General features: G+C 55.1%; 19 protein-coding genes. 17 read left to right on the top strand and 2 right to left on the bottom strand.

Annotated features, from left to right (window positions below; genetic code table 11):
• Positions 1–73: 73 nt before the first annotated feature.
• The 5 genes from HX448_RS01325 to HX448_RS01305 all read left to right on the top strand — a co-directional run bounded on the left by HX448_RS01325 (position 74) and on the right by HX448_RS01305 (position 5,316).
• Positions 74–1,450, top strand: coding sequence for a TldD/PmbA family protein (locus tag HX448_RS01325; protein WP_102331311.1), 1,377 nt, complete (start codon positions 74–76; stop codon positions 1,448–1,450).
• 144 nt (positions 1,451–1,594) lie between these two features.
• A complete protein-coding gene (locus HX448_RS01320) occupies positions 1,595–2,902 on the top strand; it encodes a TldD/PmbA family protein (RefSeq protein ID WP_102331310.1) in 1,308 nt (435 codons plus the stop codon).
• A gap of 72 nt (positions 2,903–2,974) precedes the next feature.
• Complete coding sequence (locus HX448_RS01315; protein WP_226846796.1) at positions 2,975–3,796, top strand: PAC2 family protein; 822 nt, start codon at positions 2,975–2,977, stop codon at positions 3,794–3,796.
• On the top strand, positions 3,771–4,799 hold the full coding sequence (locus HX448_RS01310) for a HEAT repeat domain-containing protein (RefSeq protein ID WP_102331308.1): 1,029 nt from the start codon (positions 3,771–3,773) through the stop codon (positions 4,797–4,799). Before HX448_RS01315 ends, HX448_RS01310 begins: the two co-directional genes overlap by 26 nt.
• Positions 4,789–5,316 (top strand): GNAT family N-acetyltransferase, encoded by a 528-nt coding sequence (locus HX448_RS01305; RefSeq protein ID WP_102331307.1) that lies wholly within the window; start codon positions 4,789–4,791, stop codon positions 5,314–5,316. Before HX448_RS01310 ends, HX448_RS01305 begins: the two co-directional genes overlap by 11 nt.
• Here the strand turns inward: HX448_RS01305 and HX448_RS01300 are convergent.
• Entirely contained in the window at positions 5,313–5,741 is a 429-nt protein-coding gene (locus tag HX448_RS01300; RefSeq protein WP_102331306.1) for a MaoC/PaaZ C-terminal domain-containing protein, read from the bottom strand. The two genes, HX448_RS01305 and HX448_RS01300, sit on opposite strands and share 4 nt — an antisense overlap.
• Positions 5,738–6,166: an FAS1-like dehydratase domain-containing protein gene (locus HX448_RS01295; RefSeq protein ID WP_102331305.1), complete on the bottom strand. Its 429-nt coding sequence runs from the start codon at positions 6,164–6,166 to the stop codon at positions 5,738–5,740. Before HX448_RS01295 ends, HX448_RS01300 begins: the two co-directional genes overlap by 4 nt.
• A gap of 565 nt (positions 6,167–6,731) precedes the next feature.
• Between HX448_RS01295 and HX448_RS01290 the strand changes: the two genes are divergently transcribed.
• From HX448_RS01290 to HX448_RS01235, 12 genes are all read left to right on the top strand, one after another.
• Positions 6,732–7,043: a hypothetical protein gene (locus HX448_RS01290; RefSeq protein WP_162485921.1), complete on the top strand. Its 312-nt coding sequence runs from the start codon at positions 6,732–6,734 to the stop codon at positions 7,041–7,043.
• Positions 6,979–8,865 (top strand): PAS domain S-box protein, encoded by a 1,887-nt coding sequence (locus HX448_RS01285; protein WP_162485920.1) that lies wholly within the window; start codon positions 6,979–6,981, stop codon positions 8,863–8,865. Before HX448_RS01290 ends, HX448_RS01285 begins: the two co-directional genes overlap by 65 nt.
• Positions 8,865–14,141 (top strand): PAS domain S-box protein, encoded by a 5,277-nt coding sequence (locus tag HX448_RS01280; RefSeq protein ID WP_102331303.1) that lies wholly within the window; start codon positions 8,865–8,867, stop codon positions 14,139–14,141. The genes HX448_RS01285 and HX448_RS01280 overlap by 1 nt, the downstream gene beginning before the upstream one ends.
• 167 nt (positions 14,142–14,308) lie before the next feature.
• The gene (locus tag HX448_RS01275; protein WP_162485919.1) at positions 14,309–15,061 is read left to right on the top strand and encodes a class I SAM-dependent methyltransferase; all 753 of its coding nucleotides are present in this window, start codon (positions 14,309–14,311) and stop codon (positions 15,059–15,061) included.
• 123 nt (positions 15,062–15,184) lie between these two features.
• Positions 15,185–16,186, top strand: a complete 1,002-nt coding sequence (gene mtnA, locus HX448_RS01270; RefSeq protein ID WP_264294069.1) for an S-methyl-5-thioribose-1-phosphate isomerase — start codon at positions 15,185–15,187, stop codon at positions 16,184–16,186.
• Positions 16,187–16,299: 113 nt separating this feature from the next.
• Positions 16,300–17,166, top strand: coding sequence for an S-methyl-5'-thioadenosine phosphorylase (gene mtnP, locus HX448_RS01265; protein WP_102331301.1), 867 nt, complete (start codon positions 16,300–16,302; stop codon positions 17,164–17,166).
• 71 nt (positions 17,167–17,237) lie between these two features.
• The gene (locus tag HX448_RS01260) at positions 17,238–18,263 is read left to right on the top strand and encodes a uroporphyrinogen decarboxylase/cobalamine-independent methonine synthase family protein (RefSeq protein WP_102331300.1); all 1,026 of its coding nucleotides are present in this window, start codon (positions 17,238–17,240) and stop codon (positions 18,261–18,263) included.
• Positions 18,264–18,302: 39 nt separating this feature from the next.
• A complete protein-coding gene (locus tag HX448_RS01255) occupies positions 18,303–18,740 on the top strand; it encodes a hypothetical protein (RefSeq protein ID WP_102331299.1) in 438 nt (145 codons plus the stop codon).
• Between the two features lie 9 nt (positions 18,741–18,749).
• Positions 18,750–20,306 (top strand): bifunctional aminoglycoside phosphotransferase/ATP-binding protein, encoded by a 1,557-nt coding sequence (locus HX448_RS01250; protein WP_102331298.1) that lies wholly within the window; start codon positions 18,750–18,752, stop codon positions 20,304–20,306.
• Between the two features lie 13 nt (positions 20,307–20,319).
• A complete protein-coding gene (locus HX448_RS01245; protein ID WP_102331297.1) occupies positions 20,320–21,579 on the top strand; it encodes an adenosylhomocysteinase in 1,260 nt (419 codons plus the stop codon).
• 8 nt (positions 21,580–21,587) lie between these two features.
• Positions 21,588–22,799, top strand: a complete 1,212-nt coding sequence (gene metK, locus HX448_RS01240) for a methionine adenosyltransferase (RefSeq protein WP_102331296.1) — start codon at positions 21,588–21,590, stop codon at positions 22,797–22,799.
• Positions 22,800–22,915: 116 nt separating this feature from the next.
• On the top strand, positions 22,916–24,352 hold the full coding sequence (locus HX448_RS01235) for a phosphoglucomutase/phosphomannomutase family protein (protein ID WP_102331295.1): 1,437 nt from the start codon (positions 22,916–22,918) through the stop codon (positions 24,350–24,352).
• The last annotated feature ends 1 nt before the right edge of the window (position 24,353 follow it).

Below are 24,353 nucleotides of genomic sequence, written 5' to 3'. Positions count from 1 at the left end.
AAAAAGTTGCCCGCTTGATTGACACTCCGCCATACCCTAGTTACACTTTAAGTATCCCCATTAAGGAATGAATATGCCTAACATTGACGCCATAGCCGAACACCTTTCCGGCAAGCTGAAAGCCTACCGCGCCGACCATATCGAGGTCCATCTCGAAGAAGCCGAGGCCTCCGCTATCAGTTATCGAGGCCGTGAACTCGAGACCGCCACCCGCAGCCGGGACGCCGGCGGCAACGTGCGCGCCCTGGTCAACGGCGGCTGGGGTTTCGTCACCTTCAATTCTCTCGAGAATATCGAAAAACGCATCGAACAAGCGGTGACGCAGGCCCGGCTGGCCGGCAAGGGAAAGAGCGAGTTTTTGCCTGTTCCCCAAGCCAATGCCGATGTCAAAATCGACGCCAAACACGACCCCCGGCGAGTCAGCCTTTCGGATAAAAAAGCCCTCCTCGATGAGTACAACCAGGCTCTTTGGGCCGTTTCCGGTCTTCAGACGACGACCATCGGTTACGGCGACTCCGTCCGACGCTACATCCTGGTCAATTCCGACGGGTCGCTGATCCGCCAGGAACGCGCCGACGTCACCCTTCGCGTCAACGCCGTGGCCGCCGGCAATGGCGAAGTGCAGCAGTCCGGCATCTCGATGGGTTCCCGCGGCGATTTCAATGAGATCAAAAGCCTGCATTCCAAGGTCACCGAGACCGCCGAGCGCGCTGTCGGTTTGCTCAAGGCGCCTCAAGCCAAAGGCGGCGAGTACACCGTCGTCCTCGATCCCGTGCTGGCCGGCGTTTTCGTCCACGAGGCCTTCGGTCATCTGTCCGAGGCTGACCACATCTACGAGAACCCCCAGCTTAAAGAGGTCATGGTCCTCGGCCGCGAGTTCGGCGGCAAGCATTTGAACATTATCGATGATGCCACCCTTGACAACCTGCGCGGCTCCTACGCCTACGACGACGAAGGCACGCCGGGACAGCGGGTGCATCTCATCACCGAGGGCAAACTCACCGGGCGGCTGCATTCCCGCGAGACCGCCGCCAAAATGGGCGAAAAACCATCCGGCAACGCCCGTGCCATCTCCTTCCGCCACCCGCCTATCGTGCGCATGGGCAACACCTTCATCGAACCCCGCGACGTTTCCTTCAATGCCATGATCGCCGATATCAAAGAAGGCATCTATGCCCGCAATTGGTACGGCGGCACCACCTCGATGGAGATGTTCACATTTTCCGCCGGCGAGGCGTTCATGATCCGGAACGGTATGGTCGAGGAACTGCTGAGGCCAGTGGTATTGTCCGGTAACGTATTCGAGACGTTGAAGCGCATCGACGCGATCGGCAATGACCTCGACATGAACCAGGGCGGCGGCTGCGGCAAAGGCGGCCAGTCTCCCTTGCCCGTCTCCAACGGCTCGCCACACATCCGCATTCAAAAATGCCTGATCGGAGGCCGCTAACATCATCCAACCTCCCTCGCCCCTTGCGGGAGAGGATAAGATGGTGAGGGTAAAATTGTTTTCCTCGCCCCTTGTGGGAGAGGAATTAAAGGAGAGGGGTAATCTCCTCCTAACGATAAAAGTGACTAACGGAAGAGTATTGATATGAACTACACCTTCGAACAACTTCTCGATAAAGCGGCCAGGGTCGCCCAGCAGGCCGACCTGTTCATCGTCGACAGTGAAGAAACGCCGGTCCACTTCGAGGCCAACCGCCTCAAGTCTTTGCAGACCCGCCAGAGTTCCAGCGTCGCCCTCCGCATCATCAAGGACGGCAGGCTGGGCTTTGCCGTTTCGACCCGACCCGACGACAACGAAAAACTCCTTGAAATGGCTGTCGAGACAGCGAAATTCGGCCAGGTCGTGGATTTCGAACTCCCTTCGTCTACCGCCTATACCGAGGTCAACACCTTCGACGAAGCCGTCCTCAAGGTACCGACCTCCAAAATGGTGGAACTCGGCGAGAAGATGATCGCTGCCGTCACCTCCCGGTACCCCGATGTGCTGTGCGACGGCGGCGTGGAAACGGCTCAGGTGTCCGCCAGGGTGATGAACTCGCGAGGTGTAGATACCCGCTACCGCAAGACGGTCATGGGTTTCGGCGTCCAGGGCACGTGGGTCCGCGGCACCGACATGCTCTTCGTGGGCGATGATCTCGACGATTGCCACGTCATCGACAATCCGGACGAAGTGATTCAAAACACCCTCACCCAACTCGAGCGGGCGAACAAGAACGTGACAGTCCGATCCGGCGATCTGCCGGTTATCTTCACACCATCCGGCGTCGCCAGCGCTTTCATCCCGGCCCTGGCTTCAGCTTTCAACGGCAAACTGGTGCTCGAAGGGGCATCGCCGCTGGCCAAGCGGCTCGGTGAGGTCGCCTTCGACAAGAAGTTATCGATCTACGACGACGCCACCATCCCCATGCGCCCCACATCTCACCCCTGCGACGATGAGGGGGTGCCGAGCCGTCGCACGCCTCTTATCGAGGACGGCCGGGTTGCCAATTTCTACTACGACCTGAAGACCGCCGCCAAAGCCGGCAAGCAAAGCACCGGCAACGGCAGCCGTGGCCGCGGCGGGGCGCCATCGCCATCCATTAACGCACTGGTGGTAAACCCGGGCACGGTTTCTTTCGATTCACTGCTAGCCGATATTAAAGAAGGCCTTGTCGTGGAATACCTGATGGGCGCCGAGCAAGGCAACGTCCTCGGCGGCGATTTCTCAGGTAACGTTCTTTTGGGTTATAAAGTTGAAAACGGCAAAATCGTCGGCCGGATAAAGGACACTGTGGTGGCGGGCAACGTTTACAAGCTATTATCGAATATCACCCTCGCCTCCGATGCCCGCTGGCAGGGCGGCGTCTTCACCCCGTCGATCTTCTGCCCCGCTGTCCCGGTTGCGGCAAAATGACGAACGGAGTCGTTTCAGTCGTTTTTACATCAGAATTTGTTGGTAGTATTTTTATAAAGAGGACTACTTAATTTGAGAAGCCTGGTAAAAATCCACGCTCGACCCAAGCTCCACGAGCCCAACATGATCGCCGCCTGGCCGGGCATCGCCAACGTCGCCATGATTGCGGGGAGCTACCTCGCCCACAAGCTCAATCCCAAGCCCCTGGCCGAGGTCGTTGCCCCCTACTTCTTCGATCCCATCGGCGTCCTGGTGCGGGACAACGTCGTCGAGTCGCCACAGTTTCCGGAGAGCCGCTTCTTCTACTGGAAGAACAGCCCCGGCAAGAAAGATTTGATAATCTTCATCGGCGACGACCAGCCCGCCTCCAAGACCTATGAGATGGCTCACACCGTCATCGACGTGGCCGAACGGTTCGGCGTTAAACGGCTCTATACCTGCGCCGCTGCCCTCACCCGCATCCACCACTCTGAGCAGCCCAAAGTCTGGGGCGCCGCCACCCGCGAACCACTCCTGACGGATCTCAAAGCCCGCGGCCTGGTTATGGGCGGCGATCTCCAGATTTCAGGCCTGAACGGTTTGCTCCTGGGCGTCGCTAAGGAGCGGCAGATCGACGCTATTTGCCTCCTCGGTGAAGTCCCGCAGTATGCCTCGCGCTTTCCCAACCCCATCGCCGCGCTTTCGATCGCCGAAACAATGCTCAAGATCCTGGATGTCGATGTCGACCTCGCCGAACTCCGGGAACAGGCTACCGAAGCCGCCGGCCGTCTCAAGGAAATGGCCGCCGAGGCTATGGGCGACTACATCGATTATTTTACCGAACCCATTTGGGAGCGCGGCGGACCTGAGGAAGAGGAGGACGAAGAAGATGACAACCCCAACTCGCCGAACTAGCCCCGAAGAACCCTCTTTCGAGAGCGTGATCAAAAAGCTCGTCGAGAAAGATGAAAAATTAACCAGTTCGGATATCGCCGCGCTCTCATTGGCCGAACCTGAGGAAAGGGTGACGTTCAGGCGTTATTGGCCTGAGGTTCCGGCCGAACGCAAGGCGCACCTGTTGGGGCGAATGGTCGAGTTGGCGGAAGATGATGCCAATCTGGATTTTTCCTCACTGTATCGAATGATGCTCGACGACGATACTCCCGTCGTAAGGACTGCCGCGATCCAGGGACTCTGGGAAAACGAGGATCCGTCTCTTATCCGCAAGCTGATGCCCATGATGCAGTCCGACCCTGATGCCGGTGTTCGCGCTGCCGCCGCTGAAGCACTCGGACGGTTCTCCATGCTTGCGGAGTACGGTAAACTCAGCCCCGAGGCCGCCGAGACTCTATCTAAATCTCTGCTCTCGGTTTTTGAAGATTCCGGCGAAGATATCGACGTGCGCCGCCGGGCGTTGGAGGCTGCGTCATACCTTTCTCGTCCTGAGGTCCGTGAAGCCATCACCGATGCCTATGATTCCGACGACCCTGGATTGCGGGCATCAGCTCTCTTTGCCGCCAGTCGCAACCTTGCCCCATCCTGGTTGGAGACCCTGCTTGATGAAACGGTCAGTGAACTCCCTGAACTCCGTTATGAAGCTGCAGTAGCCCTCGGGGAATATGAGGACGAGCGGGGAGTGCCTCAGCTTATCCGCCTCACCGAAGATGATGACGCTGAAGTCAGGATGGCCGCCATCACCGCCCTCGGCAAGGTTGGCGGTCGTGACGCTAAGAGACAACTCGAAGAACTCACCCACAGCGAAAACGAGGCTGTCCGCGAAATGGCCACCGAGTCGCTGGAAGACATTTCCAATACTTCACGCCTGCTGTCCGGCGAGATCGAAGCTCCTCTTATCCAGCCTGAGTCTGAAGAACCCGAGGAAGGCGCCGAGTGGGACGAAGAGACCTATGCCGGCTGAGCTGCCGCGGGTCAACCTCCGGCCTAAACGGCTCGATGATGCCAGGCAAGACTACGAATGGCAAACTGACCCCGAATTCGCCCGGCTCCACGCCAAGGAACCTTTGGACGTCACTTTCATCGAATTCAAGGAGGAATACGCCCACGTCCTCAAGAATGTCTGGCCGGGACGGCTTCATTTCGCCATTGAGACGGAGGAAGGTGTTTCCATTGGTGATTGCGCCTGCCATAACATCAATCACGGCGGCGCCGCGGCTGAAGTCGGCATCAATATCGCCCGCAAGGACTATTGGGGCAAAGGTTACGGCACCGCGGCGATGAAACACTTTGTGGAATATGTTTTCAGCTGCACTGGACTTAAGAAGCTAACCTTGCGGACGCTCGAAGATAACGTTCGGGCACAAAAATCCTTTTTCAGAGCAGGTTTTCAGCCAATCGAGACCTTTGAAGAGGACGGACATCGTTTCCTACGTATGGAAATCAACCGCGAAGATTGGTTGAAGGGGCAAAAAGCCTAGGCTATCCGGGGCAGTTGCACCGTGGCTGTTCCCGTGACTGTCTTTTCCCCCCTCGGGTTCTCAGCCCAGATCGAGAGAGTGACCAGCCCATCGCCGGTTTCCGATTTCTTCGAGATTGTTCCTTTGAGTAACAGCTTTTCGCCGGGGAAAGTCATCGCTTTGTAGCTCACGGAATATTTTCTAAGCACACCCGCCGAACCCAGCCAGTCCGTCAGCATCTGCATCAGGCAGGCCGATACCAGTTGACCGTGGACAACTATGCCCGGTAACCCCTTGGCAGCGGCGGCGGCGCGATCATAGTGGATGGGGTTATAATCTCCTGAAGCCCCGGCATACATCACCAGTTGCCTCGGAGTGGGTAATTTCTCCAGAGTCGGGATTTCCGCTCCTATCGGGACATATTCAAAAAATGGGGTATTGATCATTTTGAGGTCACTATCGCCGTCTGGCGGCAGACTGCCACCGGTTCGTTGAGTTGATTTGAATAAGAAGCATCGACGTTGACGAAAACGGTGGTCTTGCCGCCGGAGACCCGTTCACGGGCCGAGGCGATCCTGGCCTTCATGGTCACGGTATCGCCGAGGGCGACTGACTGGAAAAACTCCACCTCGGTGGCGCCGTGGAGCACCGCGACCTCGTCTGACGAAGCAAGGAGTTCGTAGACCCTGTCGAATCCCAGCGCTGGGATGAGCGATGGCGGCGCTTCGGTCTGCCATCGCGGTGAACCATCGCCAACGGCAGCGGTGAAACGAGATATGAGAGTCCGATCGATCTCAAATGTGAGGATTGGCAGTTCGTAGCCGGTTTTATTCTTAAGTTCCAGAATGGGTATGCGTTCCATGACGCCCATAGATTATCTGAACCTCTGAATTGCTGTCAAAGCAGTATGTTTATTTTGAACTCTCATTATTGTGAAAAACGACTGAAACGACTGGGATTTTACGTTCAGATTTGAGGAAATGCCGGTGCTGCTTCCGAAACAATTCCGAGGTCGGTTCGACAGATAGTGATATCGGGATAGTGCGACGTTGAGATTCTTCGCTTCGCTAAGAGAGACAGAAGGTGTTTTATGAAGCATTGGCGGTATTTATAGCACACCTGTACGATGTAGTTGTCAAGCGTTTCGTGTCGTTTTTGGTGCCGTTTTCAAGAAATATTTTTACGACAACCCAAACCCATAATCCACGCGTTAGGATACCCATAACTTCTATTTCCGAATGATCTTTTATTATGTTCAAGAAAAGATATGTTATCATAAGATATCACATTGGGCGTCTGCTTTAGCCCTGGAATAAACGTCTGAGGTTAAGACGCGTGATCAACCTATCCAATGTCACAGGCAAGATAATGTCACCTGAAAACCCCACCCCGGCAAATGTCTATTTACCTCCATTCAGTCCTAAGACACCACTCATATGAAAATCAGGACCCAGTTCTTACTCAGTCTAGTGTTATTCAGCATTGTATTGTTGATCGTCGCCGGCTCTTTCTTTGTCGCTGATTCGGAGCAAAACCGGTTTGAGCGACAGAACGAAATCGCATCCCGTATCGAAACCAGCGTTGCCAGTCTGAGTACGTTGACAAGTAACTACCTATTTAATCCCACTAAGCAGCAGCGCAACGACTGGGAATCAAAATACACCGATATCTCAGATGACATCAATGCCATGGCCGTTACGGACCCCCAATGCACTGGCACTTGTTGCAAATACACGAGCGGCGGCTGATTCTATTTACGTCACATTTGAGGATATCGCCGGAATCATAGAAACCTCAGTCGCATCCGATCCGGCTTATCTGATCCTAATCGCAAATTCGTGGCAGCAACTCCAGGGACCAATCCAGGACATGACCTCTAACTCCTCAACTCTTGCGGCTTTGCTCGAACGGAATGGGGATTCAGTTCAGCAGAGAGAAATCTTTCTAACGGTCACCATTTTGATCCTTGCGATAGGATATTTTATCGCCAATTATTTTCTGGTTTATCGGCGCACCCTGAGCTCGATGGCTGACCTCCAGGCTGGGGTCAGATTCGTAGGCAGCGGTAACCTCGGTTACAGCATCCCGACTAAGTACGACGATGAAATTAGTGACCTAGCCCGCTCATTCAATAAAATGGCGGCCAACCTCAAAACGATCACTGCATCTAAATCGGACCTCGAGAGAGAAATCACCAGACGAACCGAGGCAGAAGAAGAACTCCGCGCCACCAACCAGGATCTCCAAGAGAACGCATTGAAACTCGAACAGGAAATTAACGAGCGCAAGAAGGTTGAACAAGCCCTGAGAGAATCCGAGGCCAAAGCCCTCGCGCTGGTCAAATATGCACCGACGGGGATTTACGAAATTGATCTTAATGGTCCGAAATTTATCAGCGTCAATGAAGCCATGTGCGCACTAACAGGATACTCACGTGAAGAGCTTTTCAGCATGAATCCCATGAGCCTGTTAGACGAGGAAAGCCAAAAAAAGTTCGCGGAGAGGATCAAGCGCCGCGTTGCCGGCCAACAACTCGAAACAGAAGTGTCATATCGATTTAATAAGAAAGACGGCAAATTAATTGATATTGTTCTAAATGTAGCCTTTTCCAAGGAAAAACCCTGCACCGCCCTGGTTATCGGGCACGACATCTCCGAACGCAAACAAGCTGAGGCTTTGCTCCAATCAACCCTGGAGCGCTTCTATACGATGTTAGGCAGCATGTACGCCGGCGTTCTCCTGATGACGATGGACGGCAAGGTGGAATTTGTTAACCAGGCGTTTTGCGACGCTTACGGACTCACGATGTCACCTGACGCACTTAAGGGGATAACAACGGCAGAACTTTTGGCTATGGCTAGGCCTGCGTTCAAAAATCCAGACCAGGCCGAAGCGCGGATTATCGAGATCCTGGCTAACAAACAATCCGTGACCGGTGAGCAATTCGAACTGAGCAACGGCCAAACAGCCATTCGGGATTTCACTCCCATCACCGTAGACGGAAAATTTGTCGGCATGATCGGGACCCAAACCGATATAACCAAATTGAAAAGAGTGGAACAAGCCCTGGCTGCCAGTAATCAGAAAAACGCCGAGATTCTCGACAGCATCACCGATGATTTTTACGTCCTTGACCGTGACTGGAATTTTACCTACGCCAATAAGCAGTTCACAGACAAGATCGGAAAAGAACCATCGGATTTTGTCGGCAATAACATCTGGACGATGTTTCCAAAGCACATCGGCACCATCTTCGAGGACAATTTCCGCGCGACCATGGAGAAACAGGAGATCAGGCGCTTCGATATTCAGGGGAAGTATACCCAGGCTTGGTACCGCATGACCGCTTTCCCGTCAGTCGAAGGCATCACCGTCATCGGAGAGGACATCACCGAGTTTAAACAAGCTGAGGATTCACTCCGTGAAAGCTACGCTGAACTGGAGCGCATCAACCGCGCCGCAGTCGGGCGTGAACTCCGCATGATCGAGCTGAAGAAAGAGATCAACCGGTATTATGTCGCCACCGGCCAACCGCCCCGTTATATGCTCAACCCCGAGGAGGACAAATAATGAGCTCCGGCTTCGACCTCCTAAAACTGTTCGATGTTGCACCCGGCCGTTTCCTGGTTCTGGCTGCTGATCCACCAAAATTCACCATCCTGGCGGTCACCGATAAATACCTCTCGGCAACGCAGACCAAACGTGATGACATCGTCGGCAAAGGATTTCTTGAAGTTTTCCCCGGTAACATCGCCGACCCGGCGAGTAAAGCCGGCGACAAAGTGCGCTCATCTTTTGAAAGAGTGATCGGTCTCCGTGCTCCGGATTCAATTGGAATTACCGAGCATGAAATACCAGACGCAAAGGGGCAGTTTGAAACCCGCTGGTGGGATACCACCAATTCCCCGATTTTCGGTGCCGAGGGGGAAGTTACAGCCATTATGCACCGAATCGAGGACGTCACCCGCTGGGAACTCCAGCGGCGCAAATTAGCAGAACAGGATTCTGCCGTTGTCGCTCTACGAGACGCCCGGCGGGCGGCAATCAACCTGATGGAAGACGCCATCGACGCGCGGCGGCAGGCAGACGAAATCAACGATAAATTGAAAAAGGAAATTCAGGAACATCGCGAAGCTGAATCGGAAATATTGGCCCTATCCCGTTTCCCGATGGAGAATCCCAATCCTGTATTGCGGGTCACCGCGGAGGGGGTGCTCGAGTACGCCAATTCAGCGAGTTCATATATCTTGAGTTGTTGGGGAGTATCGAGGGGAGATCCCCTATCTGGTGAAATCAGGGCAATTATTGCGGAAACTCTGGCAGCTGGAAAGCATAAGCAAATTGAACTTGAGTTCGGCGGCCACTTCTATGACTTCGTTCTCGCCCCGGTGTCGGAGGAAGGCTATGTCAACCTCTACGCGCGCGACATTACGGAACGCAAACAAGCAGAGATCAGGATCAGACGGCTGACCGAGATTCACTCCGTCTTGAGCAAGGTCAATGAAACGATCGTGCGGACCTCCGACAAGCAAGATTTGTTCGATGAAGTCTGCCGCATCATAACCGAGGACGGCCATTACCCGCTTGCGTGGATCGGTGAAGTCGCAGATGAAAAGGTTATCCCGAAATCTTCCTCGGGGTCGGCAACAAACTACCTACACGACATACGAATTGAGGTTCACGGCGCACTTAGTAAAGGCCCCACAGGAACGGCCATCCGGGATAACCAGTCGGTGGTCAATGTCAATTTCGAGTCCAACCCAACAATGTCGTTGTGGCGTTCTAAAGCCCAAGAATACGGCTTGGGCTCCTCAGCTGCGTTCCCGTTGCGGGTGAATAGTAATGCGATAGCAGTACTAACGGTTTACGGTTCGGAATCCGACGCATTCGACCCAGAGGCTACCGCCCTCTTCGAATCGTTGTCAGCCGACGTATCATATGCTCTGGAAACGATTATCGCCAAGGAATCGAAGGGACGAGCCGAGGCGGCACTCAGGGAAAGCGAGGACAGCTATCGCAGCGTTGTCGAGAATACCACCTCCATCATCCTCCGCCTCGACCTGACCGGTAATATTACCTTCGCCAACGCGAGGGCACTGGAATTCTTCGGCTACTCCAAGGAGGAATTGCTAGGCAAGCCGGCTGTGGGGACAATCGTTCCGGCAATGGAAACAACGGGCCGCGACCTGGCCAGGATGGTCGGCCAAATCGCCACAAATCCCGATGCTTTCCACATAAATGCCAACGAAAACATTTGCAAAGATGGACGCCGGGTATGGTTGGAATGGACAAACTCGGGTATTTACGGCTTGGACTGCAAATTGAAAGGATTTCTATCCGTCGGTATAGACGCCACCGAACGCAATAACGCCGAGGAGGCGCTGAGAAGCAGCGAAGAACGTTACCGCAGTCTCATCGAAACCGCCCAGGAGGGCATAGCAACACACGCCCCCGACGGAACAATCACATACGTAAACAACCGCATGGCGGAACTATTGGGATATGACAAGGAAGAACTAATCGGCAAACGCGTTACCGATTTCATGTTTGACGATGATAAAAAAGCTGCTGAAAATGCCCGAGATAACACAAAGCAGCCGAACAATTTCGTATCTGAACTCAGGCTCCGCAAGAAAGACGGAGCGGAGCTTTGGACCCTTACCAGCATCGCATCACTTAAAGCTGATACCGGCAATCTCACCGGATTTCTTGGAATGCACACCGATATCACAAAACGAAAAAAAGCCGAAATTGCCCTTAAAGAAAGCGAGGAGCGTTTCCGGGCGGTACAGGATAACTCACTGGATCGCTTCACCATTCTCAAACCCTTCAAGGACGAACATGGTGAAATTGTCGATTTCGTTTACGTTTATCAAAATGCTCAATCGGCAAAACTCACCGGGCGAAAGCCCGAGGAACTCATAGGCCGATGCATGACCGAAATCTTTCCAACTTTCCCGCAAACCAATTTTTTCAAAATTTATGAAAGGGTTGCTGAGACCGGTAAGCCCGAGCAATTTGAAGACCGCTACAACGCCGACGGGGTTGACCAATGGTTCCACGCTACGGTTACGGCCATACCGGATGGCATCGCCGTGGCGACCCAAATCATCACCGATCGCAAGAAAACAGAAGCACAAGTGAGCGAGTTAATGAAATCCATCCAGCGGGAAAAAGATAGGCTGGCATCTGTGGTAAACAGCATTCCAGACGAGGTTTGGTTTGCCGATATGAACAAGAATTTCACACTGGCGAATCCATCGGCTGTCCGCGAGTTCGGCCCCATTTCTGGAAAAAACCAGATAGATGTAGAGTCTCTAGCCAAAAGCCTGGAAGTGTATCGGCCTGACGGTAGTCCCCGCCCTGTGGACGAGGCTCCGCCCCTGCGCGCCCTAAAAGGCGAAACAGTCAGAGGGCAGGAAGAGATTATACGTACTCCAGCCTCGGGAGACCTTCGATACCGCCAGGTAAACGCAGCTCCTGTGAAAGATGTTCACGGCAACATTATTGGGTCGGTAGCTATTGTACGCGATATTACCGAGAGCAAGAAAGCCGAAGAAGCATTGCAACAAAGCGAAACACGTTATCGCAACCTGGTCGAACAGATGATAGACGGCATCTTCGTCGCCGACACACATGGGCACTATGTCGACGTAAATGCCGCCGGAGCCGCGATGTTCGGCTACACCCCGGAGGAACTTTGCAGTTTGACGCTCATCGATCTTCTGGCACCTGAGGAATTGCCGCGTCTCCCCTACCAAATTTCTTCACTTGCCAACGGCGCCATACTTAGAAACGAGTGGAAATTCCGACGCAAAGACGGGACGACTTTCATAGGCGAACTGGTGGGCCGCCAGTTGCCCGACGGCAGACTGCAGGGAATTTTACGCGACACCACCGAGCGCAAGCTTATCGAGAATGCACTCCGGGAAAGCGAAGAAAAATATCGCGGCATCGTCGAAACCTCAAATGAAGGTATCTGGATGGTGGACCACCAACGAAGGACGACCTATGTCAATCACAAGATGGCCGATATGTTAGGCTATACCATCGCCGAGATGATGGCTAAAAAATGGCAAGAACTGGTCCCCGAAAAAGAACGGTCAAAGTCCGATGCAAGAATTGAGCGTAGGAAGCATGGAGCCGACGAGTCTTACGAATACCAACTGTTACATAAAAACGGATCGATATTATGGGTGACCATCAATGCTAGTCCCATATTTGATTCAGGCGGAAAATTCGCCGGCACCATGAGCATGATCACTGACATTACCGACCGTAAGCAGAGCGAGGACTCCCTTTTAAAGAGCCGGGAACGCGCCCAAATACTGGCGGATGCCAACGCCATGCTGCTTAAAACCGACGACCCGGTAACGATCATCCAACCGGTGGCCGAACGGGTGATGAAGCACCTGGATTGTGATGTCTTCTTCAATTTCATCGTTGATGCTGAATCCGGCAGGCTCCGGCTCAACGCCTATTCCGGCATTCCGGAAGGTGTGGCAAAAGATATCACCTGGCTGGAAATCGGGTCTGCCATTTGCGGTTGCGTCGCCAGAGACGGCTGTAGAATTATTTCGGAGGATATCCAACACAATACCGACATCCGCGCGGATTTAGTCCGTTCATTCGGTGTCCAGGTTTATGCCTGCCATCCTCTCCAGCAGGGTGATGAAACCGTGGGTACCCTGTCCTTTGGCACCCGGACCCGGCCGAAATTCACCGATACCGAACTTGAGATGATGCGCATGGTGGCCGACCAGGTGTCGGTAGCAATTCAACGCAAACGCGCTGAGGAAGCTCTCTTGAAAAGTGAGGAGCGTTTCTTTAAATCTTTTTACGCCAGCCCGGCCGGCATGACCATAGCCCGTTTACCCGAGGGGCAATGGACGCAGGTAAACGAAGCTTTCTTGCGAATTACCGGGTATTCACGCGATGAATTAATCGGCCACACTTCGCTCGAACTGAACATGTTCACCAATCCTGTCGAGCGCATATCAGTGATCAAGGCCCTAGACGAATCCGGCAAGGCCCTGAATGAACATACCGTGCGAAGAAAAGATGGCCGGCTGATTACGGTGCTGGCGGCGGTGGAAAAGGTAACCATCGGCGATAGCGCCTATAATATCGCTTCAATTATGGACATCACGGAGCGCAAGAACGCGGAACGGATGAAGGATGAGTTCGTTGGCATGATCTCTCACGAACTCAAAACTCCGATCACCGTGGTTATCGGCGCATTGTCTACTGCCGCCATGCCGGGCATACCCGAAAAAGTTAAGACCGATCTGTTCCTGGACGCCGTCAACCACGCCGATATACTAGCCAGCATCGTGGACAACCTGTTGGAGCTTTCACGCCACCAAAGCCGCCGCCTTGAACTCCGGAAAAAGCTGCTGGACGCTGGTGACATCGCCTGCAAAGTTGCCGAGTCCATGAAAAGAAAGTCCGATCTACATGTCCTGAAGTGCGATTTTCCCAAGAGTCTGCCCAAAATCCAGGCGGACCCGCTCCGGCTTGAGCGCATTTTCTACAACCTGGTGGAAAACGCCATTAAATACTCCCCTGCCGGAGGGGAGGTCAGGGTCTTTGCCGATATCCAGGGCAATTTCCTCCGCATTGGCATATCCGATCAAGGCATCGGCATCTCAGAGGAGAACCTGAACCGGTTGTTCCAGCCTTTCGAGAGGCTCGGTTTCGAGGTCAAAGGAGCCATCCAGGGTACCGGCCTGGGACTTCGGGTGTGCCGTATCCTTACGGAGGCTCACGGCGGCAAAATCTGGGTTGACTCCAAATTGGGCAAAGGGTCTACATTCTATTTCACATTGCCCTTACAAACACCGTAAAATAGCGCGTCGTTCCTAGTGGCGGGGTATTCCCCCCGAAGTTTTCCTCGGAACGGGGTGCAAGTATTTTTCGTAAAAATGGGAAATGTTTGTCTTGTGTACCCTAATGCACCAACCGCAGATTGCTACGTCTCTTCGTTCCTCACAACGACGGATCGGTTAGAGTGTTGAACAACGCCGAACGTTTTACCAACCGGGTCGCATATTATGTCAAATATCGCCCCTCGTACCCTGAAACCTACCTGGATTACCTGGTAAACGAGGCCGGCTTCAATGCCCGTTCGATCGTTGCTGACATCGGCGCGGGCACCGGAATCCTATCCAGACTGCTTGCCCGGAGAGTCAGCCGGGTATACGCCGTGGAACCCAACCATCAAATGCGCCTGGCCGCGCAGGAATACTGCAAGGACGCGCGAAATATCGCCGTGGTCAACGGCACCGCCGAGGCCACCACCCTCCCCGATGCTAGTTTAGATTTCATCACCGCGGCACAGTCATTCCACTGGTTCAAGCTGGAAGAGGCCCGGCGGGAGTTCAACCGCATACTGAAACCGGGTAGCAAGGTGGCGCTGGTGTGGAACGTCAGGGACATCAACACTCCTTTCGGAAAAGAGTACGAGAAGATCGTCAAGCAATTCTGCCTTGACTATATCGGCTCCGGCGGCGGCTCGACGGAAACGCTGGCCTACCGGATGTTCTTCAAGAACGGGCAATACGAGTATCGTGTTTTCCCCAACGACCGTCTGATCGACCTGGAAACACTGCTCGGTTATTCCCTCTCAACTTCGTACGCTCCAACCAGGGGTGATAAAAACTACGCCACTTTTATCCAGAGCCTCAAAGATATTTTCGCCAAATATGCCGTTGACGGTACGGTGCTCCTTTCAACCACCACCCAGAGCTACATCGGCGAGATATAGCCCGCATGCTCGAAAGGACGGGCTCCGGACCGGCTGTTCCCGTCTTTTTGATCCGCTAAAAATCTCCACAAATCGGCATTCTGGTCTGCTATAATTGAGCATTATTCATCCCGAGGGCTGATATTGACCGCGATCAAACCTGTCGAATGGCTCGGCGACCGCCTGATGATAATCGATCAGACGCGGCTGCCCCAGCACGAGATCTACCTAGAACTTGCCGACGTCCACCAGGTAGCGGAGGCGATCAGGAGCCTCAAGGTGCGCGGCGCTCCGGCTATCGGCGTAGCTGCTGCCTACGGCATCGCCCTCGGTGCCCAACAGATCGAAACACAGGACCTAGAGGACTTCCGCAAGGAATATAAACTCGTATCTGACGAGATCGCGGCGACCCGTCCTACCGCCCGAAACCTGTTCATGGCTGTTGAGCAGATGGACACCGCAGTCGGTAGGGCCTCAGATGTCATTTCAGCCAGGGAATACCTGGTGGCAGAGGCTGAGAAAATCCATGACGCCGAGATCGACTCAACCCTCCGCATCGCCCAAAACGGGGCGACTCTGATCAAAGACGGCGACACCATCCTGACCCATTGTAATACCGGACCGCTGGCCACCACCGGCAGCGGTACCGCCCTCGGCGTCATCATCGAAGCTTTCCACCAGGGGAAGAAAATCGAAGTGCTGGCGACGGAAACCCGGCCCCTCTGCCAGGGCGCCCGCCTCACCGCCTGGGAACTGAAACGCGAGCATGTCCCTTTCCGGTTGATCACGGATTCAATGGCGGGACACTTTATGAAACAGGCGCGGGTGGATATGGTCGTTGTCGGCGCCGACAGGATCGCCAAAAACGGCGATACGGCCAATAAGATCGGCACCTACTCCATCGCCGTCCTGGCCCACGAAAACGGCGTCCCTTTCTACATCGCCGCGCCTTCTACGACGTTCGACGAAAGAATCGACAAGGGCGACGAGATCGTCATCGAAGAACGCTCGCCCGACGAGGTCACCCATCTCTACGGCAAGAGGACCGCTCCCGAAGGCATCGAGGTGTTCAACCCGGCTTTCGACGTGACCCCGGCGAGGTACATTACCGGGTTCATCACCGAAAAAGGAATCTCAAAGCCTTAAAACTGAATAACGAATTTGGATTTTTTTGTTTTCGGTGAACAATTCGTGGCCGATTGCTACGGTCCCGATTTCGTCGGGACTCGCAAAGACCCAATTAGGAAAGGATTGTTGACATGGCCGACACCGTTAAAGTGGCTGTCATCGGCGGTACCGGGCTTTACAACGTCGAAGGGCTCACCGATATCAAGGAGATGGACGTCGGTACTCCCTACGGCAAACCCAGCGATACCATCGTTACCGGAATCCTCGAAGGGGCCCGCGTCGCCTTCCTGCCGCGGCACGGCCGCGGTCACAGGATCATGCCGACCGAGATCCCGGTGCGCGCCAACATCTGGGCCCTGAAATCTCTCGGAGTGGAGCACATTATCGCGATCAACTCCGTCGGCAGCTTTAAAAAATCGGTCGCCCCAGGCCACCTGCTCATTCCCGACCAGTTGATCGATCGCACCAGCCAGCGGGCCAACACTTTCTTCGGGGACGGCGTCGTCGCCCACATCGGTTTTGCGGAGCCCTTCTGTCCCGAAATGCGAAAACTGCTTTATGACTGCGCCAAAGAGGCGGGAGCAACGGTGCATGACGGGGGCACTTACGTTGTGATGGAAGGTCCGGCTTTTTCCACCCGGGCGGAATCCAGGTTGCACAAGAGCTGGGGCGCCGACGTCATTGGCATGACCGCCCTGCCGGAGGCTAAGCTAGCGCGCGAAGCCGAGATCTGTTACGGCATCATTGCCTGCTCGACGGATTATGACTCCTGGCACGAGGAAGAGACGCCGGTCACCGTGGACATGATCATTTCAACCCTCCGCGCTAACATGGAACTTTCCAAGAAGATAGTGAAGCTGGCTGTCGGCCGACTCCCCGATATGAGAAAGTGCGCCTGCTCGACCGCTTTGCAGAACGCCATTGTGACTGACCCCAAGGCTATACCCGCAGATCGCATGCAACACCTTGAATTGATCATCGGCAAATACATCAAGTAAGCCAGCCCGCGATAAGGTTATCAATAGTAGCCCTTTTATGATTTAATAGGTAGTACATTTCTGGAGCATAGATGCCAAAAACCGAATTCAATTTAATGCCAACCATCATCGGCAGCATGCCCCATCGTGATCCGGTAAAGGCGTGCAAGATCATCTCCCGTTACCTGACGGAGCTTCCGGCCTGGCCGCAATTGCCGATGCGCTCCTTCCGTGAACTCATGACCGCCCAATATGCCGAGGGTTTCCCGGGTGTCGGCATTACCGAGGAAGGCGTTTCGGCGAGCCACCCCGATGGCTGGGAACATGAACTGGAAGCACTCTACGGCGCCTATATCACGGGGGACGCCGCCAAGTACGCCATCAGCGAGGATTCCGCCGCAGGTTTCTATGCCTTTCGGACAAATCATCCAGAACACCCCATGGGCGTTAAGGGGCAGGTAGAAGGTCCGGTCAGCTGGGGACTATCGGTCAAGGACGAACTGGACACCCCAATCGTCTACGACGATGTCCTAGCCGAAGCCGCCGCCAAAATGCTATCCCTCAAGGTGACCTGGCAGGAGGCAATCCTCCGGGAGATTTCGCCCAACACCGTCATATTCATCGATGAACCGGCTTTGACCAGCTATGGCTCAGCTTATCTACCCCTTTCAAAAGAAAAAATCCAGTCACTTTTGACCGAGGTGCTGGGGGCGGTCAAGGGCGTCAAAGGCGTTCACTGCTGCGGCAATACCGACTGGACATTGCTGACCGACACATCCACCGACATCATCAGTTTCGATGCCTACAACTATGCCAACTCATTGGCGCTCTACCCCGATGGCATCCGCCAGTTCGTCCAGCGGGGCGGGGCGGTGGCGTGGGGCATCGTGCCCAATACCAATAAAGGCGTCGAGGAAGAGACGGCATCGAGCCTGAAGGACCGGCTGGAAGAGGCAATCACTCCCTTCACCCGGGACGGACTCGATTTTCGGACCATCCTGCGACAGAGCCTGATCACCCCCAGTTGCGGCATGGCCTATATGAGTGAGGATGCCGCCGAAAAATTGCTGGAAATCATGGTCGAACTGACAGCCAAAATGAGGAGCCGATATCTCTAGGCGTATACCTTAATCGATCTTGAAGGAGGGCTATCCTGTATGAACAAGAAAAGCCGCGTCGCCCAAGCGAAACACAAAAAGCGCAAAGAGATCCTGAAGGAACGTGCCAGAGCAGCCCTGCCCCCAACCCATGTCCGCACGGGCATGGTGCCAGGCCGGACAAAATACGAAATTGTAGAGACGCCTTCACCCCTGGTTAAAGCCCCTCTTCCCAAGGCGACCCCTAAAAAAATAACACCCAAACCGACATTGGCTGAAGCTGCCGTGAAAGCGGAAGAACCTAAAGCCCGGGCGAAACCGGTGGCTAAACCGGCGGCCAAACCCGCCTCCGAACCCAAGGTGAAGGCAGAAGCCAAGGCTCCCGAAGCTGCCGAAACCAAGCCCAGAGCCGGCCATAAGCCCAAGGCTGAAGCGCCGGCGGAAGAAAAACCCAAGGCCGCCAAACCAGCCGCGGCCAAGCCGCCAAAGGCGGAATAGCCTCAGTTCATGGCCCAGCTTCCCGAGGTCATCCAAGCATTGCTGGATCCGGCTCAGTATCCGGACGACGCGCCTTCTGAGGTCAAACTCCTCCAGACGCAGATGTCCTTTGTGCTGCTTACCGGCAGGCACGCCTACAAGATCAGGAAACCGGTCAACCTGGGCTATGTCGACTACACCACACTCGAAAAACGCAAGCTGTATTCCGATAAAGAAGTCTCGCTCAACCGGCGGCTATGCCCCGACACCTATTTAGGTGTTATCCCGGTCACCAGGAAAGACGATAGGATCCGACTCCGGGGCGAAGGCGAGATCATCGATTACGCGGTCAAGATGAAACAATTGCCGGCGGAGGGGATGCTGGACCTCCGCTTGAAGACCGGCGATGTCAAGCCGGAGATGCTTGAATCCGTGGCCAGGACAGTCGCCAATTTCCACGACATGGCCGACACCAACGGCGAGATCGCCCGATTCGGCGAAACAGACGGAATCAGGCGGAACGTAGAGGAAAATTTCGAGCAGAGCCAGCCGTACATCGGGCGGGCTTTAAGCCAGTCCCAATTCGATAAACTTAAGGAGTGTTTCGATACTTTTCTCGATAAGCACGCGGCCCTTTTCGTCAGCCGGGTGGAAAGAAGACGCATAAGGGACTGCCACGGCGACCTCCATTCCGCGCATATCTGTTTCCAGGATCACGGCATTTGCATCTTTGACTGTATCGAGTTCAACGACCGCTTTCGATACGGCGATACCGCCTCGGAGGTTGCTTTCCTGTCAATGGACCTCGATCACTACGGCCGGGCGGATTTGCGGCGGATTTTCATCGATGAATATGTCAAAAAGAGCGGCGATACCGGCTTGTGCGAACTCTTGCGCTTTTATCAAGCTTACCGCGCTCATATCCGCGCCAAGGTGGCTTGTTTCAAACTGGATGATCCATTTGTACCTGAAGCCGAGAAGGCCGAGGAGTTGGCCAAGGCTAGGGGATATTTCGATCTGGAATTAGCGTATACAAGGCAAAAACCAATTCTCGTCATCATGTCTGGCTATACCGGCAGCGGCAAATCGGCTGTCGCAACCGAGTTAGCGAAGCACCTGGGACTCGTTTACATTTCATCCGATGTTACCAGAAAAACGTTGGCGGGACTGCCATTAATTCAACGTTCAGGGGAGGGTATCGACGCCGGGCTTTACTCGCGGGAAATGACTGAGAAGACGTATCAGTCCATTCTGATGATGGCAGAGGGAGCCCTTAAATCGAAGGATTCGGCTATCGTTGACGCCACTTTCCTGTCGAAAGAACAACGCATGAAGGCAGCCGATATTGCCCGGAGGAATGGCGCCGACTTCATCGTCCTCGAATGCCGCCTCGATGAAGATGAACTGAGACATCGGCTTGAAAGACGGATAGCCGGGGTGTCCGACGGCACCTGGCAGGTCTACCTGAGCCAAAAATCGAAGGCAGAACCGGTGACCGAGATTCAAATCGGGCCGAATCATGTTATAATTGACGCATTGCGTCCAATTTCGGATAACGTTCGAAACATCATCGATAACCTGACCTGAAGAAAGGTAAAAAATGGCAGTTACCTCGGATATCAAAGATCCATCGCTGGCGGGGCTAGGCAATGAACGGATTGCCTGGGCCGGCCGGGAAATGCCGGTTCTTGCACTCATCGCCGAGCGATTTAAGAAAGAGAAGCCGTTCCAGGGCTTCCGCATCGCCGCCTGCCTCCATGTCACCTCAGAGACGGCCAACTTGGCTCTCACTCTGAAAGCGGGCGGCGCCGACCTGGTGCTGTGCGGATCGAATCCCCTGTCTACACAGGATGACGTCGCCGCGGCGCTGGCTGCCGGCGGCATCCCCACCCACGCCATCAAAGGCGAGGACGACAAGACTTATTACAAGCACATCATTTCTGCGATTGACCACAAGCCGCAGCTGACCGTCGATGACGGCGCTGACCTGGTGACCACCCTCCACACCAAGCGCACCGAACTGCTCAAGGATGTCATCGGAGGTACGGAGGAAACGACCACAGGCGTCATCCGGCTTCGCGCCATGGCCGCCGCCGGGGAACTGAAATATCCCCTGATCGCCGTCAATGACGCCAAGACCAAGTATCTCTTCGATAACCGCTACGGCACCGGCCAGAGCACCTTCGACGGCATTACCCGCGCCACCAACATCCTATGGGCAGGCAAGAAGGTGGTCGTTGCCGGTTACGGCTGGTGCGGTCACGGCGTTGCCCTGCGCGCCCGGGGGATGGGGGCTTATGTCATCGTCACCGAGGTGGAGCCTGTCAGGGCTCTGGAAGCGGTCATGGACGGCTTCGCCGTCATGCCGATGAACGAGGCCGCCAAAGTGGGCGATGTGTTCATTACCGTCACCGGGGATAAGCACGTTATTGGCGCTGCCGATTTTGCGGTGATGAAAAACGGCGCGATACTAGCCAACTCCGGCCATTTCAACGTCGAGATCGACATCCCCGCACTTGAAACCACTGCCAAATCGAAGCGTACGGTGAAGCCCTTCGTCGAGGAATTCATCATGGCTGACGGCAGGAAGATTTACCTACTGGGCGAAGGCCGCCTGATCAACCTCGCCGCCGCCGAAGGCCATCCGGCCTCGGTCATGGACATGAGCTTCGCCAACCAGGCTCTCGGCCTGGAATATCTGGTCAAAAACCGCGGCAAGTTGTCCCCCGGCGTCTATTCGATGCCGGCTGACATCGACGGCAATGTCGCCGCGCTCAAGCTGAAAAGCCTGGGCGTAACAATCGATGTTTTGACCCCGGAACAGCAAAAATACCTGTCAAGCTGGCAGGAAGGAACTTAGGAGGATATATGCTCAGTTGCCAAGATTCCGATAAGTACATGTTCACTTCGGAGTCAGTCACCGAAGGTCACCCGGATAAGATATGCGACCAGATCTCCGACGCGGTATTGGACGCCATCTTAGCCCACGACCCCTATGGCCGCGTCGCCTGCGAGACCGCCGTAACCAACGGGCTTGTCTTCGTCCTGGGCGAGATCACCACCAAGACCTATGTCGAGATCCCCGAAGTCGTGCGCCGCACCATCAAGGAGATCGGCTATACCAAGCCCCAGTACGGTTTTGACTACCAGTCCTGCGGCGTTCTCGTTTCGATCAACAAGCAGTCTCCGGATATCGCATTCGGCGTCGGCCAGTCGATGGAAGCCAAAGCCGGGTCGACCGATCCGATGGATGCCGTAGGTGCCGGCGACCAGGGCATGATGGTCGGCTTTGCCTGCAACGACACCCCCGAACTGATGCCCCTGCCCATCGCCCTGTCCCACCGGCTGTGCCGGCAACTCGCCACGGTCAGAAAACAGGGCGTACTGCCTTACCTCCGGCCGGATGGCAAGAGCCAGGTCACTGTGGAGTACCACCTGGGCAAACCCAAGAGGATCGAGACGGTGGTCATTGCCGCCCAGCATGACGATGTGCTTCAGTCCAAGATCCACGATGATATCGTCCGGGAAGTCATCAAGCCGATCATCCCGGCCAAGCTTTTGGACGACAACACCAACTATTTCGTCAACACCACCGGCCGCTTCATCATCGGCGGCCCGGCCTCCGATACAGGCTTCACCGGCCGCAAGATTCTCGTCGACACCTACGGCGGCATCGCCCGCCACGGCGGCGGCGCTTTCTCCGGCAAGGATCCCACCAAGGTCGACCGCTCCGCCGCCTACATGGCGCGCTACGTCTCCAAGAACATCGTCGGTGCCGGCATCGCCGACCAGGTCGAGATGCAAATCTCCTACACCATCGGCCGCGCCCAGCCGCTTTCCGTGTCCCTGGAAACGTACGGTACCTGCAAGATCTCACAGGAGCAATTGATGGACTTGGTGTCCAAGAACTTCGACCTTAGGCCGGAAGCCATCATCGAGCACCTCGAACTCCGGCGGCCGATTTACCGCCAGACTGCAGCCTACGGCCACTTTGGCCGGACCGACATCGACCTGCCCTGGGAACGCCTGGATAAAGTTGAAGCGCTCAAAGCCGCCCTGGCGGCCCATGCCAAGAAATAATCGCGCATTTCGGGACGAGGCAGGGACACAGATTCAACTGTGTCCCTGCTTTTCATTAGTTGAGAACGTTTCTTGTTGTTAGAATAGGTCGAACCTACCGAATAGAGGAGCTCACCATGAATTCAAACCCTGCAGCGGCCATCAAGTTCGGTACTGATGGCTGGCGCGGCCTCATCGCCCGCGATTTCACCTTCGACAACGTCGCAGTCTGCGCCGCTGCCTATGCGCGTTACCTGACCGAGACCGGCCTGGGCAAACGTGGCGTAGTCATCGGTTACGACACCAGGTTTTTATCGGAAGAGTTCGCTCGCGAGGCAGCAGCCATACTTAATGCCGCCGGCATCAAGGTCACCCTCTCCGCCTGCGCTTTGCCCACGCCTGTCGTCAGTTGGACCGTCCTCCACCGGAGATACGGCGGCGGCGTGGTAATCACAGCCTCCCACAATCCGGGCATCTGGAACGGCTTCAAGGTTAAATCTGACACTGGTTCTTCCGCCCCGACCGAGACGATATCGCGGATCGAACAACACCTCAAAGACATCGTCGCCTCCGATTTCGTCCCATCGAGGATGGCCGCCGAAGAAGCGGCTAAGAAGGGGTTGTTGGTCATCGCCGAATTGGTCCCTCCATATCTTGAACACCTGGGTACACTGGTCGATATTCCCTTGCTGCGGAAAACCAGTTTCAAAATAGTTGTCGATTCGATGCACGGCGCAGGGGCGGGCATTTTCCGCCAACTGCTCGGTATAAAATACGACCTGGTAGAGATCAAAGCCGAACGAAATCCCGTTTTTCCCGGAATGCGCCAGCCGGAACCCATCGATATAAACCTTAAGGAACTCGAAGCGAAAGTTGTCGCCGATAAAGCGGATGTCGGTCTGGCCACTGACGGCGATTCCGATCGCATCGGCATCGTTGACGAGCACGGCGTTTTTCTGACCCAACTGCAAGTGATGTCTCTCCTGGCCCTCTACCTCCTCGAAACCCGAGGCGAGCCAGGCGCCATCGTCAAAACGATTACCACCTCTTCGATGCTGCCCAAGCTTGGCAAGCTGTACGGAGTCCCTGTTTTCGAGACGCCGGTGGGTTTCAAATACGTCGCTCCGATCATGGAGAGGGAAAACGCCATCCTGGGCGGCGAGGAAAGCGGCGGCTACGGCTTCCGCAACCACGTCCTGGAGCGCGATGCCATCATCGCCGGGCTGTATTTCCTGGACTTTATGGCCAAAACCGGCAAGAAACCCTCGGAACTGCTGAAATGGCTTTACAACAAGGTCGGCGAGCACCATTACCGGCGGATCGACGTCGAATTCGACGCCACAGACCGGGATGCCATCTTGAATCGGCTGAAGCAGGCCAACCCGGCTACTCTGGAAGGTCAGGATGTCAAACGAGACACCCTGGACGGCTGGCGATTCACCCTATCAGACGGCTCATGGCTGCTTTTCCGCGCCTCCGGCACCGAACCGCTGCTCCGCATTTACGCCGAAGCGGATTCGCCCCAAATGGTCGACCGGCTCCTTGAAACCGGGAAAAAAATCGCAGGAGTCTGAT

Source organism: Dehalogenimonas etheniformans, from assembly GCF_014672715.2.
GTDB classification, from domain to species: domain Bacteria; phylum Chloroflexota; class Dehalococcoidia; order Dehalococcoidales; family Dehalococcoidaceae; genus Dehalogenimonas; species Dehalogenimonas etheniformans.
Note: the sequence above shows the minus strand (reverse complement) of the source record. Positions and strands in the feature narration are given on the sequence as shown.